Consider the following 16,341-nt stretch of genomic DNA (forward strand, 5'->3'; position numbering starts at 1 on the left):
ACGTATGTTACATCATCTTCTTGCCCGATTCTTCCAAGCCCAGTGTTTTCTATAATGGCAACGAGTTTCAGAGAAACTGACTATTTAGTCAGTTCTATGTTGCTGAAGCTTGCCCAATGATGGTGCGACGGTTAGGGTGGCTTGCTAGCCTAACTTTGAAGACACTGGACGCTCTGTGAAGCCTGTATCAAAGACCTTGCTGCTGATTGCTCTAATCATTGCGGCAATAAATCTACGCCCTGGTATTACCTCGCTTGCTCCGCTGATTGAGCGAATTGCCGAAGAGCTTTCGCTGAGCCGCAGTTTGATTAGCCTGACCACAGCGCTACCGGTTCTATGTATGGGGTTGTTGGCGCCGTTTGCGCCGCGTATTGCGCTAAGTCTGGGCTTGGAACGCACAATTACTCTGTGTTTGGTCCTCATCACAGGGGCTTTATCGACCCGTTTGATCGGTGATTCGACAGCCATTCTGATTGGCAGCGCTGTTGTGATGGGCGCTGCAATTGCGATTGCCGGGCCGCTATTGTCCGGTTTTATCAAACGTCATTTTATCGGCCATGTAGGCAAGGTGGTCGCGTGGTATTCGTTGAGCATGGCGATTGGCGGTGCTGCAGGTGCTGTGTTGACCGTACCTGCTACACAACTGTTCGGTGACAACTGGTCGCGCGGCTTAGCCGTATGGGCGTTACTGGGAATAGTTGGAGTGTTTTTGTGGCTGTTCGTGCCCAATCTGAACACGCCTGCGCAGGCTACTGAGCAACCTGCGGGTTTACCATGGCGCAAACCTCGCGCTTGGCTTATCAGCAGCTTTTTTGCGCTGCAGGCTGGTTTGTTCTATGCCATCGCAACCTGGACTGTTGCCCGTTATCACGAAGCGGGCTTCAGCCTGCTGCACAGTAATAACTTGTTTGGCATCATCATGTTGATGGGATTACCCAGCGCGTTTCTATTGCCTTGGTTGGCTCAGCGTTTTAATAACCGCTATGTCTTGTTGATGCTGTGCGCAGCTACGTCTGCACTGTGTTTGGCGATGATTACCTTTATGCCGCGACTTTTGCCTGAGGTCTGGGCGGTCGCTCTGGGTTTTGCACTCAGCGGCTCGTTTGCGTTGTCGTTGGTGTTGCCGCTGTATGAAACGGATTCGCCGCTGGACGTCAGCCGGTGGACGGCAATGATGTTGTTCATGGGGTACAGCTTCGGTAGTTTGATGCCGGTTATCACGGGCTTTATGCGCGATTTTTCCGACTCATACTTGTTGCCCTTTGCAATGATGATGGGCATGGCTTTGTTGATGACTGTATTGGCCGGTTTCTTGCGCCACGGTGCTCAGCGATCAAGTCCAGTCATGTCCCAGTAGGGCGGAAGACGCTTTTCCATCCACCATTTGCCGTTGCAAATATTTGGATATTTACGTGAGGCTTGGTGGACAAGCTTCGCGTTGTCGCACCCTACGGGGATGGCACTTTTTTATTCACCATTTGCGGTCGGGTATGTTTGGATATTTACATGGGCGGTGGGCACGCTGCGCGTTGCTACGCTCTACGGCCTGTGATAGAAGGCAGCCTGGATTTTGTGGAGTGGCGGTGTGGAGTCTGAGTCGATTGTTTATGGCTGTATCCGTGACTGGCCGTCAGATAGCGCGCTCGAAAGCCGCTTGCGTCGGCAAATAAATCGGCAGGTATTGGGTGAATTACCTGCGGGTGATTGCTGGCCGTTGTTGGGGCGTGAAATGTTTTCCTGTTGCCAGGCACCGAGTGAGGGTGTTTACCAAACACAGGTGATTCACTTCGGCGCGAGTTATAAGTCGGTTGAGTACGAGTGGAACCTGTGGATTGAGCAGTTCGAGACCCTGCTTAAGCGTTTGTATTGGGTCAGTGCTGTGGTCCATCTCGAGACTGAATTAAATGGCACGCATACTTTTCGCTGGGAGTCCGATGGTGACTTTCATAGCCCGCAGGAGGGCGACTTGCGCGTACGCTGCGCCTGGGAGCGTGAAGGTGGCGGGCGTAAGTAAAGCGAGGCGATTGAATGCTGAATTACCTGTGGTTTTTTGCAGCTGCGTTATTTGAGATCGCAGGTTGCTATGCATTCTGGATGTGGCTTCGTCTGGATAAAAGTGCGCTGTGGGTTCTGCCGGGCCTGGCCAGTTTAGTGTTATTTGCGTTGTTACTGACTCGAATAGAAGCCAGTTATGCGGGGCGCGCATATGCAGCTTATGGCGGGGTTTATATTGTTGCTTCGCTGCTGTGGCTGAGCGTGATTGAGAAAAGCCGCCCATTGCTGAGTGATTGGTTAGGCGCAGCGCTATGTATCGCAGGGGCGCTGGTGATATTGCTGGGGCCGCGCTTTTCCAGCTCTTGAGCTAGCCCTCAAGCGAGTCTTCCAGATCGCTGAGCCACTCCTTGGGCACATCACGCTTCATGGCCAGCTGGCACTGTTCACTTTCAGGGTCGAAGATGATCACCGCTTCGCCTTTATCAAGTGCCCGGCGCACGCGCAGCACGCGCGTTTCAAGCGGCGTCTCGTCGCCATTGTCAGTGCCGTCACGGGTGACGAAGTCCTCGATCAGCAAGGTCAGCGTCTCGGCTTGCAGCATAGTGGCAGGGATTAACACTTGAGCGCTCCATCAGTGATTGGGGAACCTCTGAAAAACTACTGCGCTAGGTATTACAGGGGCAGCCCTTGCTGCGTTAAAAAACTGCTCAAAATGCTCATTTACAACACGTAAAGTCGAGCGCGACCTCGGTCGCTTTTTCGCATTTTTTTGCCTTGTACTCCCGTCGCTCGCTACATTTTTCAGAGGTTCCATAGCTATGCAGTGGCGATGCTAACTGTTGCGCTCGCCGCTGACCACCAAATGACCACCAAAGTTGCGCTTGATGCACCATGACCCAGGCCGCGTCAGTCTGGGCCATGGCCTGGTCGTTACTTTTCTTTGCTATCCAATGTGTTGAGCAGGCTGTCAACGCAAGGCACGCGTGTTTCGCTTTCCATTTGTGCGTCATGTTCCAGTTGATGGCTGAAGCGTTCAAGCGAGCCTTCAGCAGGCTGGGCATCGCTGGCGAAGACCGGTGGGCTGAGCAGATAAGCACTGATCAGCCTGGTTAGCGCAGCAAGGCTGTCAATATGGGTGCGTTCATAACCGTGGGTTGCATCGCAACCGAACGCGAGCAGTGCGGTGCGGATATCGTGACCGGCGGTTACGGCAGACTGCGCATCGCTGTGGTAGTAGCGAAACAGATCGCGGCGAACCGGAATATCGTTCTCGCTGGCAAGACGCAGCAGTTGGCGCGACAGGTGGTAATCATACGGGCCACCGGAGTCATGTAGCGCGACGCTGACGGCATGCTCGTTGGACTGCTGGCCGGGCGCAACAGGGGCGATGTCGATGCCTACAAATTCGCTGACATCCCAAGGCAATGCGCCGGCTGCACCAGAACCCACTTCTTCAGTGATGGTGAATAGCGGGTGACAGTCAATCGGTGGCTCTATACCGCTATCAACGATGGCCTTCAAGGAGGCGAGCAGGGCGGCAACACCGGCTTTATCGTCAAGGTGACGGGCGCTGATGTGGCCGCTTTCGGTGAATTCTGGCAGCGGGTCGAAGGCGACAAAATCACCGACCGATACGCCCAGGCACTCGCTGTCGGCGCGGGTGGTGGTAATTGCATCCAAGCGCAACTCAATGTGATCCCAGCTAACCGGCAACTCATCGATTGCAGTGTTGAAGGCATGCCCCGAAGCGAGCAATGGCAACACACTGCCACGCAAAACGCCGTGATCAGTAAATACGCTGACGCGGCTGCCTTCAGCAAACCGGCTTGACCAGTGGCCGATAGGCGCCAAACTTAAGCGACCGTTATCTTGCACCGCACGAACGATTGCACCAATAGTGTCCAGGTGCGCCGATATGGCCCGGTCCGGGCTGTAGCGCTTGCCTTTGAGGGTCGCGCGAATAGTGCCGCGACGGGTCATCTCAAAGGGAATGCCCAGGTCGCTAAGACGCTCGGCGACGTAACGCACAATGGTGTCGGTAAAGCCTGTCGGGCTGGGGATGGCAAGCATCTCGAGCAGTACTTTCTGCAGGTATTCAAGATCCGGCTCTGGAAGTGGTTGCATAGAGGCCTCCTGGCAAGTGAAAGAGTCTCGAACGCTGGCGGGTTATTACACGCCAGCGCTCGGTATTGATGGCTTAGTTGACGCCGCGACTCAGTGGAAATAACAAGTCGATAAAGCGTTCGGCAGTGGGCTGGGGTTCGTGATTGGCTAGCCCTGCGCGTTCGTTGGCTTCAATGAATACGTATTCGGGTTGGTCAGCTGCTGGCACCATAAGGTCCAGCCCGACCACGGGGATATCGAGCGCGCGTGCAGCTTTGACCGCGGCATCTGCGAGCACCGGGTGGAGGATGGCGGTCACGTCTTCGAGGCTGCCGCCGGTATGCAGGTTGGCGGTTTTACGAACGAACATCTTTTTGCCAGTAGGCAAGACACTCTCGTAATCAAGACCGGCGGCTTGCAGGGTGCGCAGGGTCTCTGCGTCCTTGGGGATTTTGCTTTCACCATCGGTGGCGGCTTGGCGGCGACGGCTTTGTGAGTCAATCAAGTCGCCAATGCTGTGTAGGCCGTCACCGATGATCTCAGCGGGACAACGAATCGCGGCGGCAACCACTTCAAAACCAATCACCACAATGCGCAGGTCAAAGCCTTCGTGGAAGCTTTCCAGTAGCACTCGCTCATCGAATGGTTTGGCTCGTTCTATGGCGTCGTGAACCTCAGACGGGCTGCGCAAATCGACGGCCACGCCTTGGCCTTGTTCGCCGTCTACGGGCTTGACGACTACGCGTTGGTGAGTGGCGAGAAACGCTGCGTTTTCTTCCGCGTTACCGGCGAGTCGCTGCGCGGGCACACTCAAGCCTGCGCGGCTGAGAGTGCGGTGAGTCAAGCGTTTGTCCTGGCACAGCGTCATGCTTACGGCACTGGTCAGGTCCGTGAGAGACTCACGGCAACGAATGCGACGTCCACCGTGGTTGAGCGTGAAAAGTCCGGCCTCAGCGTCATCAACGTTAACCTCAATGCCGCGGCGCATGGCTTCATCGATGATGATCCGCGCGTAAGGGTTCATTTTACTTTCTGGACCGGGGCCGATGAACAATGTTTGGTTGATGCCGTTTTTGCGCTTGATGCTGAAGGTCTGTAACTCGCGAAACCCAAGTTTGGCGTACAGGCGCTTGGCCTGTTTGTTGTCATGCAGCACTGACAAGTCAAGGTGGCTCAGGCCGCGACTCATTGAGTGTTCGATCAAGTGGCGCACCAGCACTTCGCCCACGCCAGGGCGCGAACAATGTGGGTCAACCGCCAAGCACCACAAGCTGCTGCCGTTTTCCGGGTCACGATAGGCCCGTGAATGGTTAAGGCCCATGACGCTGCCAATAACCGAGCCACTGTCCTGATCTTCAGCCAGCCAGTAGGTCGGGCCACCTTGTTCGTATGGGGTCAGTTTTTCGGGATTAATCGGTTGCATACCGTGCAACTGGTAGAGACAGTTGATGGCTTGCCAGTCTTCATCACTTTGCGCACGACGGATGTTGTAGCCACGAAAGCCGCGACGGGCAGGGCGATAGTCGGTGAACCAGATACGCAAGGTGTCGGATGGGTCGAGAAACAGTTGCTGCGGGGCGTGCGCAAGCACTTGATGAGGGGCGGCAACGTAAAGCGCGATATCACGTTCGCCGGGCTCTTCGGTAACCAGCTCGTCGGCCAGTGCGGCCGCATCGGGGAAGGTATGGCCAATTAGCAGTCGGCCCCAGCCGCAATGTACCGCCACAGGCTCGCTGGGTTGAGTTTCGCGGTCTTCGGCGAATCGTGCTTGCAGGCGTTCGTAGGTGGGGGCTTGGCCGCGAAGAAGTCGCTGATTGTAGACATTGGCTCGCATTGGAACTGTTCCTTTGCTAGGCGTATCGCCCGGATCGAATCCGGGTTATTAAAATATGCGTCAACCCGACAGTTTTTCAGCGGTTCCAAAAACGGTCGGGTTGACGTGGGGCAGCCTGTATCCGCAAGAGGCTGCTGCAACTAAGTATTGACCACGATTTACAGGCCCTGTTCGCTGAGCCATAAATTGAGCGCGGCCATTTGCCAGAGTTTCGAGCCGCGTAATGGCGTCAACTGGCCGTCTGGGTTGCTTAACAATTTATCCAGCATGGCCGGGTTGAACACGCCACGGTCCTGGCTCGGGTCGGTAAGCAGGTCACGTACCCAGCCGAGTGTTGCGCCTTCAAGGTGTTTAAGACCGGGAACCGGGAAATAACCCTTTTTACGGTCAATGACCTCGGCAGGGATGACCTTGCGCGCAGCTTCCTTGAGCACGTATTTGCCGCCGTCAGGCAGCTTGAAGCGTCCAGGCACACGTGCCGACAGCTCAGCCAAACGATAGTCGAGGAACGGAGTGCGTGCCTCTAAGCCCCAGGCCATGGTCATGTTATCCACTCGCTTGACCGGGTCATCAACCAGCATCACTGTGCTGTCGAGGCGCAGGGCTTTGTCGACAGCTGCGTTGGCACCCGGCTGCGCGAAGTGTTCGCGGACAAATTCACCGGCGTGGTCATCGGTCAACCAGGCAGGCTGTACGCAAGCCGCATACTCATCGTGTTCACGGTCGAAGAAGGCTTTGCGATAGGCCGCGAAAGGGTCATCAGCGCCATCAACCAATGGATACCAGTGATAACCGGCAAACAATTCATCAGCGCCTTGGCCGCTTTGCACCACTTTGCAGTGTTTGGCGACTTCACGCGAGAGTAGATAAAAAGCAATGCAGTCATGACTGACCATCGGCTCGCTCATCGCACGGAACGCCGCTGGCAACTGATCAAGAATTTCGTTCTCGCCGATGCGCAGTTGGTGGTGATTGGTGTTGAAGCGCTCGGCAATCAGGTCCGAATACTGGAACTCATCGCCGCGTTCGCCACCGGCATCTTGAAAGCCAATCGAAAAGGTCGAAAGGTTTTCCACGCCTGCTTCACGTAGAAGACCTACCAGCATGCTCGAATCAACGCCTCCCGAGAGCAGTACGCCAACGTCGACCGCCGCCCGCTGACGAATCGAAACCGCTTCACGCATGCCGTCAAGGACACGGTCACGCCAGTCTTCAAATGTGTAGTTCTGCTCGTCGGCTCGCGGGCCAAAGTCCAGCTTCCACCAGCTTTGCTGTTCGCACTTACCGTTGGCATCAATGCGCATCCAGCTCGCCGCTGGCAGTTTTTCGACGCCAGCCAGAATGGTCCGTGGCGCAGGTACTACCGCATGGAAGTTGAGGTAGTGATTGAGCGCAATCGGGTCGAGAGTTTTGCCGATATCGCCGCCTTTAAGCAGAGCAGGCAAGCTCGATGCAAAGCGTAGACGTTGGCCAGTACGCGACATATACAGCGGTTTAACGCCGAGGCGGTCACGGGCGATGAACAGCTCTTGGCTGTCGCGCTCCCAAACAGCAAAGGCAAACATGCCGTTGAGTTTGGGCAGCATGTCTTTGCCCCAGGCGTGATAGCCCTTGAGCAGCACTTCGGTGTCACCGCCTGAGAAAAAGCGATAACCCAGTGCTTCGAGTTCTGCACGTAATTCTGGGTAGTTATAGATGGCGCCATTAAAGACCATGGACAAGCCCAGATCACTGTCGATCATCGGCTGGCCTGAGGCCTCGGCGAGGTCCATGATTTTTAGTCGGCGGTGGCCGAGGGCGATAGGGCCTTGGCTGTGGAAGCCATGGGCATCGGGGCCGCGAGGGGCCAGATGATGGGTAATTCGTTCGACTGCAGCTAAATCGGCTGGTCGATTATCAAAGCGTAGTTCACCTGCTATTCCGCACATATATCCTTACCGGTATTGCCGTTGGGGAGTGGTGTTGGCATTGCCTAACCTTTTACACCAAAACAAAAAAATGCTTTCATGTCAAAGTTTATGGCAGCAAGTAGATAGATAAATGGCAGATAAAAAAGTTTCAGCTGAAATCAAATTGTCATCCGTTGTCGCGTTCGAGATGCCTGTTTTTCAAGCCTTGCGACGCTTGCAGCAGGCCGGAGAAGTGCATGCCAAGCGCTTGAGCCGCTTCGGTGGTTTGACACCGATGCAGTTGATGGTTCTGCAAGTATTGGAAAAAGAATCGCGGATAACCGCGAGTGATTTGAGCGGGCGAGTGAGTCTCACCGCCGCAACATTGTCAGGCTTACTCGATCGCTTGGAAGAGCGAGGCTTGTTGCAGCGTCAGCGTGATGATCAGGATCGTCGCCGTCAGTGGTTGTTGATCAGTGATGAAGGCCGCGAACTCCTGAAGCGCGCACCGTCGCTGTTGCCGCCCGAGTTCAACCAGCGTCTGGCAGCGATTCCCGAGTGGGAGCGACACAACCTGACCGCCGCGTTATTGCGCGCCGCCGAGTTCTGTGACGATGACGAGTAGGGTGTGACAACGCAAAGCTTGTCCATCAAGTTCGGCCTAGCCACCAATGGTGGACGGAAAAAGCGTCGTCCACCCTACCGCCGCGTAGGATGTGACAACGCGAAGCTTGTCCACCAGCCACCAGGCGCTACAAATTGCGGATTAACTTGCGCAATACAAAGCGATTCGGGTGACAACCTTCCGCAACATCACGCGGCACTGGCAATGGTTCAGCGTTAAGCCAAGCAGCGATCAGCTCGCCTGACAGGGGAGCGGTAATCAGGCCCCGTGAACCATGGCCGCTATTGATATACAAACCATCCAGCCATGGGCATTGAATATCCGGGATTTGCTTCGCGTTTTTGCTCAGCGCCTGATAACTGTCGAGAAATGCCTGTTGGTCAGCCAGCGGGCCAACAATCGGCAAGTAATCTGGGCTGGTGCAGCGAAATGCAGCACGTCCGGCGAGGGTTTGCGGATCTTGCTTGGCGACATTCAGACGGCTGCTCAGATCGGACGAAATTTCCTCCAGCATCTGCAAGTTACCGATGTGGTCTGCGCTGTTAAGGCTTAAGTCATCGCTATCAAAGTCGAAGCTGGCGCCAAGCGTGTGTTCATGCAGGCGAGCAGGGGCGACGTAACCTTGAGCGCAGACAACCGTGGTTAATACACTGCTTGCGGTCGTCTGCTTTAAGCTGCTGATTTGCCCACGGATACGCTTAAGTGGCAGTTCTGCGCTGTATGCAAAGCTTTTAATCTCCGCGGCACCGGCCAGCACCACAACTTCGGCGCTGGCCAGCAACTTTTCCCCATCCCAGGCTTGCCACTGTTCGCCTTCCCGTACAAGTTGCAGCGCGTTGTGCTGGCTGAGCAGGGTTACGTTCGGCTGACGACTGAGCAACTCGCATAACGCAGGCGGGTGAACCCAGCCCGCTTCTGGATAAAACAAGCCGCCGGCCGGCAATTGAATGCCAGCTAATTGCTCGGCGGTGGGTTGGTCGACTTGTTGCAGCAGGCCATGGGCAAATGCCTCGGCCAACTTGCTTTGCCGCTTGTGCTCCTGAGCATTGAACGCCAGTTGCAATACGCCGCAGTCACTCCAGTCCTGGCCTTTCTCCAGGCGCTCAAGCAGTCGCCGGGTGTAGCCAAAACCGCTGACGATCAAGCGCGATAGAGCGGTGCCATGGGCTGATAACTTGAGGTACAACACGCCTTGAGGATTACCTGATGCTTCTTGCGCGATAGCTGAATGGCGCTCCAGCAAGCTTACCTGCCATCCACGAGCCGCGAGGCTGGCGGCAGTGGCGCAACCGGCAAGGCCTGCACCAATAACCATCGCATGACGGCTTGAGGGATTAAATGCTGGCCGGGCAAACCATGGCTTTACCGGGCTAATGGATTGCCGGCTCAGGGGCGCAGCAGGCTGCTCAGGCAGCCCAATAAACTGGCCTTTGAGTACATGCCATTTACCGCCAATGCCGGGCACTCGTTTGATTTTGAAACCTGCTTCTTTCAGCGCTCGGCGCACATCACCTGCACTGGTGAAAGAGCCAAGCGTTGCACCGGGTATAGATAGCCGGGTGATTTCGGCGAACAACTGCGCAGACCACATTTCCGGGTTTTTAGCCGGTGCGAATCCGTCGAGAAACCAGGCATCTACACAGGCGTCCAACTGGCTGAACATCTGGCTGGCATCGCCGATCAGTAAGTCGAGGGTCACGCGTCCAGCAGCAAACTGCAACCGCTGAAAACCAGGGTGAATCGCTACATATTGCGCCAGCAAGGCCTGACTAAAGCGTGCCAGCTCAGGCCACAGGCTTAATGCGCGCTGCAGGTCGTCACGGCTCAACGGATACTTTTCGACACTGACAAAATGCAAGCGCGCGCTGGCCGTGGCATGTTGTTCAAACAGTTGCCAGGCGCAGAAAAAATTCAGCCCGGTACCAAACCCGGTTTCAGCGATGGTCAGTTGTTGATGCTCGGCAAGCTCGCTAAAGCGCTGGGTAAGGTCGTTATTGTGCAAAAACACGTGGCGGGTTTCTGCAATGCCTTGCTGAGGTGAGAAATACACATCATCAAACACTGAAGAAAGCGGGCGGCCCTGGTCATCCCAGTCAAGTTGCGCGTGCTGATGCTGGGCGGTTTGTTGCGCTCGCTCGGTCATGGTCTTCGCTCGGGAAATCAGGGGTGCATTCTAGCCGAATCTGGGCGTCGAATATTGCCCGCGACCCTCTTCAAAACCGCAAAGCTTTGCGACAACAATGGGTGTAATCCGCTAGGCTGAAGCAATCAGTTCAGGGAGATGTACATGTTCGAGTCCGCAGAGATTGGTCGCACGATCGACAAGGAAACCTTTGATGATGCCGAACCGGCGCTGCGGGAGGCACTGCTGGAAGCTCAATATGAGCTGCAGCAGCAAAAGCGCTTCTCGGTAATTATTCTGATTAATGGCATCGAAGGCGCAGGTAAGGGCGAGACCGTTAAGCTGCTCAACGAGTGGATGGACCCACGGCTGATTGAGGTCAGTACCTTTGATCAGCAAACCGATGAAGAGCTGGCGCGACCACCGGCTTGGCGCTTTTGGCGTCAGCTGCCTGCGAAGGGGCGGATTGGCGTGATGTTTGGCAACTGGTACAGCCAAATGCTTCAGGCAAGGGTCCACGGGCGTTTGAAAAATGCCGCCTTGGACCAAGCTATTGATAGCGCTGAAGGCCTTGAGCGCATGCTTTGCGATGAAGGTACGCTGATTTTCAAGTTTTGGTTTCACCTGTCCAAGGAACAAATGAATGCGCGCCTGAAAACCCTCAAGGACGACCCGCTGCATAGCTGGCGCATTAGCCCGTTGGATTGGCAGCAGTCGAAAACCTATGACAAGTTTGTCCGTTACGGCGAGCGTGTTCTGCGCCGCAGCAGTCGTGATTATGCACCTTGGTATGTGGTTGAAGGGGTCGATGAAAACTATCGCAACCTCACCGTTGGCCGAATCCTGCTGGAAGGCTTGCAGGCAGCACTCAAATCTAAAGTTCGCCCAGCGGCCCAGCCCCATACCGCGCCGTTGATTGCTTCGCTTGAAGGCAATGGTTTGCTCGATAGTCTGGACATGACTCAGGCGCTGGAAAAAGACGACTACAAAGAACAGTTGGCGATGGAGCAGGCGCGCTTGTCCGGCTTGATGCGTGACAAACGGATGCGTAAGCACTCGGTGGTCGCGGTATTTGAGGGCAATGACGCGGCGGGTAAAGGGGGAGCCATCCGCCGCGTAGCTGCGGCAATGGACCCGCGCCAATACCGGATCATTCCAATTGCTGCGCCGACTGATGAAGAACTGGCGCAACCCTACTTGTGGCGATTCTGGCGACATATCCCGGCACGCGGCAAGTTCAGTATTTTCGACCGTTCGTGGTATGGCAGGGTGCTGGTTGAGCGGGTGGAAGGCTATGCTTCGCCAACTGATTGGTTGCGTGCATATGGTGAGATCAATGACTTTGAAGAGCAGTTGACCGATGCCGGTGCAGTCGTCGTCAAGTTTTGGCTAGCGATTGATCAGGACACCCAGCTAGAGCGTTTTAAAGCGCGAGAGAAAGTCCCGTTCAAGCGTTTTAAAATCACCGAAGATGACTGGCGCAATCGTGAGAAGTGGCCGCAGTATCGTGACGCAGTCGGTGACATGGTCGATCGCACCAGCACCTCAATAGCGCCTTGGACCTTGGTTGAAGCCAATAGCAAACACTTTGCCCGGGTTAAGGTGATACGCACTATCAATGAAGCCATTGAGGCGGCATTTGCTAAGAATTGAGCGGCGGTTTATGCATGCAGCAGGTGCAGGTTCATATGTCTGATGAATGATCATCGCATATGAGCATTGTACGAACTTATGCTCAAGCTAACCCTTTATAGCGGTGCACTTGCCAGTAGCGATGCCCGTCAGCTCATCATGGAGAACAGCTATGCGTGAAGTAGTGATTGTCGAGAGTGTAAGGACCGGTCTGGCCAAATCGTTCCGCGGTAAATTCAACATGACCCGCCCTGACGACATGGCGGCACACTGTGTTAATGCTTTGCTTGAGCGTACCGGCATTGACCCGCAACTGGTTGATGACTGTATTGTCGGCGCCGGCTCCAACGAAGGCGCCCAAGGCATGAACATCGGGCGTAACGTGGCGGTGTTGTCTGGTTTGGGCACACACGTCGCGGGTATGACGTTGAATCGCTACTGCTCCTCGGGTTTGCAATCCATTGCGATTGCCGCCAACCAGGTCGCATCCGGCTGCAGTGACGTTATTGTTGCGGGTGGTGTTGAGTCGATCAGCATGACCCTGAAAAGCATCAACATGGACAACCTCTACAACCCAATTTTGCAGGAAAACGTTCCGGGGATTTATTACCCGATGGGGCGCACTGCCGAAATTGTGGCGCGTCGCTATAACATCAGCCGTCAAGCGCAGGACGCGCTCGCTCTGCAAAGCCAGCAGCGTACTGCCAAGGCGCAGCAAGCTGGGCTGTTTACTGATGAAATCGTACCGATGAACGTCAGTTACCAGGTCGAAGATAAAGCCACGGGCGAGAAATCAATCGTTGAAGGGGTGGTTGATCACGACGACTGCAATCGCCCGGATACCACCCTGGAAAGCCTCGAAGGCCTGAAACCGGTATTTGCTGAAGATGGCTCAGTGACAGCGGGCAATGCCTCGCAGCTGTCGGATGGCGCCTCAATGACCCTGATCATGAGTTTAGATAAAGCGCTTGAGCTGGGCCTCAAGCCTAAGGCGTATTTCCGCGGCTTTACTGTGGCCGGTTGTGAGCCTGATGAAATGGGTATCGGCCCGGTATTTGCGGTGCCTAAACTGCTGAAAGCCAAAGGCTTGAGTGTTGCCAACATTGATCTGTGGGAACTCAATGAAGCATTCGCCTCGCAATGTCTTTATTGCCGTGATGAGCTGGGCATCGATAACGAGAAATACAACGTCAATGGCGGTTCGATCTCTATTGGTCACCCATTTGGCATGACCGGGTCACGACTGGTCGGGCATATGATCCGTGAGCTACAGCGCCGCGAACTGCGCTATGGCGTTGTGACCATGTGTGTGGGCGGTGGCATGGGCGCGGCGGGGCTGTTTGAGGCCTATCGCCCGTAGAGCGAACAGGGCAAAGCTCCAAGCAAGCACAGTGTTGAAGTACAAAAAACCGCGCAATTTAGCGCGGTTTTTTGTGGGTGTTAGTTTGATAGTCGCGACTGGAGCCTAGAACGTTCTGCTTTCAATTAATTGGTGCGACTGGATCATACGCTGCACATAACGTTCGATCTGGTGTTCGGCATCTATGCGCGTGAAGAACGGGCCTTCCAATGTGCCTTCACGGGTCGAAAAGAAATATTGACCATTTATTGAACTGATGCGATCACAGCGATAGTGCGTTTCGGGTCCGGGGTCAATAGCGCGCTGGCCTAGCATGTCTCCATCCTCAGTTGGGGAATCTCTGAAAACGACTGCGCTACTTTTCTCAGAGGCTCGTGAAAAACAAGGTTTTCTGAGTGTAACTGGCAATATAGATTTTGCTCGGCAGGGCGATAAGTGGTTGTTTTGCAGTGTGTTAGACGAATTTGGCGGTATTTTGGCGACAACTTAATGACTATTAGAGCTGCGCTTGATCACGCCCAGGCGCCCAGGTTTTCAGCTTTGCGCAGCCACGCCTGACGCTGGTCTTCGGACGCGGTGTGGATGGAGGCGAACTCAGTCAAGCGGCAGGGTTTTATTCCGCAACTGTAGAGTGTTGCTCGAGTGATACGACTATGTGCCGGCGCCCCAAATCGCCAAGGTATACGCCATGTGGGTGTATCGAGCGTGACGAGGATATCGGCTGTTCGCCCGCTCAACAGTTTGTCCCATTGGCATGAGTTTGCGCGGTATTTGAAGGCAAAGCCGGGCATCAGCACGCGCTCGAAAAAGCCTTTAAGCAAGGCGGGCGGGCCGCCCCACCAAACGGGATAAACCAGTAAAAGATGTTCGGCCCAGTGAATCTGTCTTTGCGCTTCAAGCAAGTCAGGTTCAAGTTGTTGCGTGCTTTCATAGCCGCTGTGCAGCACAGGGTCGAACGCCAGTTCGCCGAGACGTAACTGGCGAACCACGTGGCCTTCGTTACGCGCGCCATGCGCATATGCATCGCTTAGTGCATGGCACAGGCTGTTGCCCTTGGGCGTACCAAGGATGATCAAGATGCGTTTGCCGTCGCCTTCATTAGGCGTGGCACCGCTCTTGATTGATTCAGTCATGACGGGGTTCCAGCATGTTTTCTGGGCGAACCCATTGATCAAACTCTTCAGCGCTCAGATGGCCGAGCTCAATCGCCGCCTGACGCAAAGTGGTGCCGTCGTGATAAGCCTTTTTCGCGACTTCAGCAGCCTTGTCGTAGCCAATATGCGGGTTGAGTGCTGTCACCAGCATTAAGCCGTTATCAAGATGCTTGGCCATTTGCTCAGCATCAGGTTCCAGGTCTGCGATGCAGTGCTGTTGAAAGTTACTGCAGCCATCGGCCAGCAAGCGAATTGACTGCAAGATGTTGTGAATGATCACCGGCTTGAACACGTTCAGTTGCAGGTGACCCTGACTGGCGGCAAAGCTAATGGTGACATCGTTGCCCAATACCTGACAGGCCAGCATCGACAAGGCTTCACACTGCGTCGGGTTAACCTTGCCCGGCATGATTGAGCTGCCCGGCTCGTTGGCCGGTAACTTCACTTCTGCAAAGCCTGCTCGCGGTCCTGAGCCAAGCAAGCGCAGGTCGTTGGCGATTTTCATCAAACACACGGCCAAGGTTTTTAACGCGCCGGACATATGGGTTAATGGTTCATGGCCTGCCAGCGCAGCAAATTTGTTCGGCGCACTTATCAGCGGCAAACCACTCAGTGCCGCGAGCTCGGCTGCGATTGCCTCGCCAAAGCCGGGTGGTGAGTTCAAGCCGGTACCGACCGCTGTACCGCCTTGGGCTAACTCACACAGGGCGGGCAGGGCGCTACGAATAGAGCGTTCGGCATAGTCGAGCTGGGCGACATAGGCTGACAGCTCCTGACCAAAGGTAATGGGTGTGGCATCCATCATATGGGTACGGCCGGTCTTGACCAGCTTGGCGTGGCGCGCAGATTGTTCGGCGAGCCCGCCGGATAGCTCAGCAATTGCCGGAAGCAGTTGCTGGGTAACCGCGCGTACTGTGGCTATATGCATGGCAGTGGGGAAGCTGTCGTTAGAGCTTTGTGCGCGGTTGACGTGATCGTTGGGATGAACCGGGCTTTTACCGCCACGTTCGCCACCTGCCAGTTCGTTGGCACGACCGGCAATGACTTCATTGACGTTCATGTTGCTTTGCGTGCCGCTACCGGTTTGCCAGACCACTAGCGGGAACTGGTCGTCATGCTGCCCGGCAATGATTTCATCGGCGGCTTGCTCGATGAGTCGGGCGATATCCTGCGGCAGATCACCAATGCGGTCGTTAACGCGCGCAGCGGCTTTTTTGATCAATGCCAGCTCGTGAAGCACGGCCAAAGGCATACGTTCCTGGCCAATTGCAAAGTTGATCAGAGAGCGCTGGGTCTGAGCACCCCAGTAGGCGTCTTCAGGCACTTCAATTGGGCCGATGCTGTCAGTTTCTGTCCTGCCTGGTTGGGTCCGGCCGGGTTTGGTTTGGCCAGGTTCGGTACGACTCATGACAATCCTCCAGTAGCGAAACGTTTACGCACTGCTTTAGCCTCGAAGGGGTGAGCAACGCCAATCAAATGTTTATTTAACCCATAAAGCCAAGCGCGACCTCGGCCGCATTTCGCCTGTTAGCTTTATCAGCCCGCAGGTTGCTGTGTTCTCCAGGCAATTTAGTTATCCGGGCAATTTAGTTATCTAGGCAGTTTAGGCTGCAATTGAAGCTTACAG

Annotated in this window: 14 protein-coding genes; 6 read left to right on the forward strand and 8 right to left on the reverse strand. The window is 55.2% G+C overall.

Features of this window, described 5'->3' with window-relative positions; translation table 11 throughout:
* The first annotated feature begins 175 nt into the window (after window positions 1–175).
* From B9K09_RS08805 to B9K09_RS08815, 3 genes are all read left to right on the forward strand, one after another.
* Window positions 176–1,357 carry a CynX/NimT family MFS transporter gene (locus B9K09_RS08805; protein WP_087516453.1) on the forward strand — a complete coding sequence of 394 codons (1,182 nt, stop codon included), beginning with the start codon at window positions 176–178 and terminating at the stop codon, window positions 1,355–1,357.
* A gap of 228 nt (window positions 1,358–1,585) precedes the next feature.
* Window positions 1,586–2,014, forward strand: a complete 429-nt coding sequence (locus B9K09_RS08810; RefSeq protein ID WP_087516454.1) for a hypothetical protein — start codon at window positions 1,586–1,588, stop codon at window positions 2,012–2,014.
* A 14-nt stretch (window positions 2,015–2,028) separates the two neighbouring features.
* Complete coding sequence (locus tag B9K09_RS08815) at window positions 2,029–2,361, forward strand: YnfA family protein (RefSeq protein ID WP_087516455.1); 333 nt, start codon at window positions 2,029–2,031, stop codon at window positions 2,359–2,361.
* Window position 2,362: 1 nt separating this feature from the next.
* Here the strand turns inward: B9K09_RS08815 and B9K09_RS08820 are convergent, their stop codons facing one another.
* The 4 genes from B9K09_RS08820 to B9K09_RS08835 form a co-directional block, all read right to left on the reverse strand.
* A complete protein-coding gene (locus B9K09_RS08820; RefSeq protein ID WP_087516456.1) occupies window positions 2,363–2,614 on the reverse strand; it encodes a YheU family protein in 252 nt (83 codons plus the stop codon).
* A gap of 311 nt (window positions 2,615–2,925) precedes the next feature.
* Window positions 2,926–4,119 carry an osmoprotectant NAGGN system M42 family peptidase gene (locus tag B9K09_RS08825; protein WP_087516457.1) on the reverse strand — a complete coding sequence of 398 codons (1,194 nt, stop codon included), beginning with the start codon at window positions 4,117–4,119 and terminating at the stop codon, window positions 2,926–2,928.
* A gap of 73 nt (window positions 4,120–4,192) precedes the next feature.
* On the reverse strand, window positions 4,193–5,932 hold the full coding sequence (ngg, locus tag B9K09_RS08830) for an N-acetylglutaminylglutamine synthetase (protein ID WP_087516458.1): 1,740 nt from the start codon (window positions 5,930–5,932) through the stop codon (window positions 4,193–4,195).
* Window positions 5,933–6,090: 158 nt separating this feature from the next.
* On the reverse strand, window positions 6,091–7,860 hold the full coding sequence (locus tag B9K09_RS08835) for an N-acetylglutaminylglutamine amidotransferase (RefSeq protein WP_087516459.1): 1,770 nt from the start codon (window positions 7,858–7,860) through the stop codon (window positions 6,091–6,093).
* A 112-nt stretch (window positions 7,861–7,972) separates the two neighbouring features.
* Between B9K09_RS08835 and B9K09_RS08840 the strand changes: the two genes are divergently transcribed.
* The gene (locus B9K09_RS08840; protein WP_087516460.1) at window positions 7,973–8,446 is read left to right on the forward strand and encodes a MarR family winged helix-turn-helix transcriptional regulator; all 474 of its coding nucleotides are present in this window, start codon (window positions 7,973–7,975) and stop codon (window positions 8,444–8,446) included.
* A 127-nt stretch (window positions 8,447–8,573) separates the two neighbouring features.
* Here B9K09_RS08840 and mnmC read toward each other — a convergent pair whose 3' ends face one another.
* A complete protein-coding gene (mnmC, locus tag B9K09_RS08845; RefSeq protein ID WP_087516461.1) occupies window positions 8,574–10,589 on the reverse strand; it encodes a bifunctional tRNA (5-methylaminomethyl-2-thiouridine)(34)-methyltransferase MnmD/FAD-dependent 5-carboxymethylaminomethyl-2-thiouridine(34) oxidoreductase MnmC in 2,016 nt (671 codons plus the stop codon).
* Window positions 10,590–10,733: 144 nt separating this feature from the next.
* On the opposite strand from mnmC, the gene pap reads away from it, so the two are divergent.
* A complete protein-coding gene (gene pap / locus B9K09_RS08850; protein ID WP_087516462.1) occupies window positions 10,734–12,221 on the forward strand; it encodes a polyphosphate:AMP phosphotransferase in 1,488 nt (495 codons plus the stop codon).
* A 151-nt stretch (window positions 12,222–12,372) separates the two neighbouring features.
* The gene (locus B9K09_RS08855) at window positions 12,373–13,560 is read left to right on the forward strand and encodes a thiolase family protein (RefSeq protein WP_087516463.1); all 1,188 of its coding nucleotides are present in this window, start codon (window positions 12,373–12,375) and stop codon (window positions 13,558–13,560) included.
* Window positions 13,561–13,665: 105 nt separating this feature from the next.
* Here the strand turns inward: B9K09_RS08855 and B9K09_RS08860 are convergent, their stop codons facing one another.
* The 3 genes from B9K09_RS08860 to B9K09_RS08870 all read right to left on the reverse strand — a co-directional run bounded on the left by B9K09_RS08860 (window position 13,666) and on the right by B9K09_RS08870 (window position 16,122).
* Entirely contained in the window at window positions 13,666–13,875 is a 210-nt protein-coding gene (locus B9K09_RS08860) for a DUF6316 family protein (protein ID WP_087516464.1), read from the reverse strand.
* Window positions 13,876–14,072: 197 nt separating this feature from the next.
* Window positions 14,073–14,693, reverse strand: a complete 621-nt coding sequence (locus B9K09_RS08865) for an NAD(P)H-dependent oxidoreductase (protein ID WP_087516465.1) — start codon at window positions 14,691–14,693, stop codon at window positions 14,073–14,075.
* A complete protein-coding gene (locus tag B9K09_RS08870) occupies window positions 14,686–16,122 on the reverse strand; it encodes a class II fumarate hydratase (RefSeq protein WP_087516466.1) in 1,437 nt (478 codons plus the stop codon). Before B9K09_RS08870 ends, B9K09_RS08865 begins: the two co-directional genes overlap by 8 nt.
* Window positions 16,123–16,341 lie beyond the last annotated feature (219 nt).

This window comes from Pseudomonas sp. M30-35 (assembly GCF_002163625.1).
Lineage (GTDB): Bacteria > Pseudomonadota > Gammaproteobacteria > Pseudomonadales > Pseudomonadaceae > Aquipseudomonas.

Bases quoted from the DNA above. Each gene is read 5' to 3' on its own strand.
- ngg (WP_087516458.1), bottom strand. From the start codon at position 5,932: ATGCGAGCCAATGTCTACAATCAGCGACTTCTTCGCGGCCAAGCCCCC.
- pap (WP_087516462.1), top strand. From the start codon at position 10,734: ATGTTCGAGTCCGCAGAGATTGGTCGCACGATCGACAAGGAAACCTTT.
- B9K09_RS08815 (WP_087516455.1), top strand. From the start codon at position 2,029: ATGCTGAATTACCTGTGGTTTTTTGCAGCTGCGTTATTTGAGATCGCA.
- B9K09_RS08835 (WP_087516459.1), bottom strand. From the start codon at position 7,860: ATGTGCGGAATAGCAGGTGAACTACGCTTTGATAATCGACCAGCCGAT.
- B9K09_RS08855 (WP_087516463.1), top strand. From the start codon at position 12,373: ATGCGTGAAGTAGTGATTGTCGAGAGTGTAAGGACCGGTCTGGCCAAA.
- mnmC (WP_087516461.1), bottom strand. From the start codon at position 10,589: ATGACCGAGCGAGCGCAACAAACCGCCCAGCATCAGCACGCGCAACTT.
- B9K09_RS08865 (WP_087516465.1), bottom strand. From the start codon at position 14,693: ATGACTGAATCAATCAAGAGCGGTGCCACGCCTAATGAAGGCGACGGC.
- B9K09_RS08860 (WP_087516464.1), bottom strand. From the start codon at position 13,875: ATGCTAGGCCAGCGCGCTATTGACCCCGGACCCGAAACGCACTATCGC.
- B9K09_RS08825 (WP_087516457.1), bottom strand. From the start codon at position 4,119: ATGCAACCACTTCCAGAGCCGGATCTTGAATACCTGCAGAAAGTACTG.
- B9K09_RS08840 (WP_087516460.1), top strand. From the start codon at position 7,973: ATGGCAGATAAAAAAGTTTCAGCTGAAATCAAATTGTCATCCGTTGTC.
- B9K09_RS08870 (WP_087516466.1), bottom strand. From the start codon at position 16,122: ATGAGTCGTACCGAACCTGGCCAAACCAAACCCGGCCGGACCCAACCA.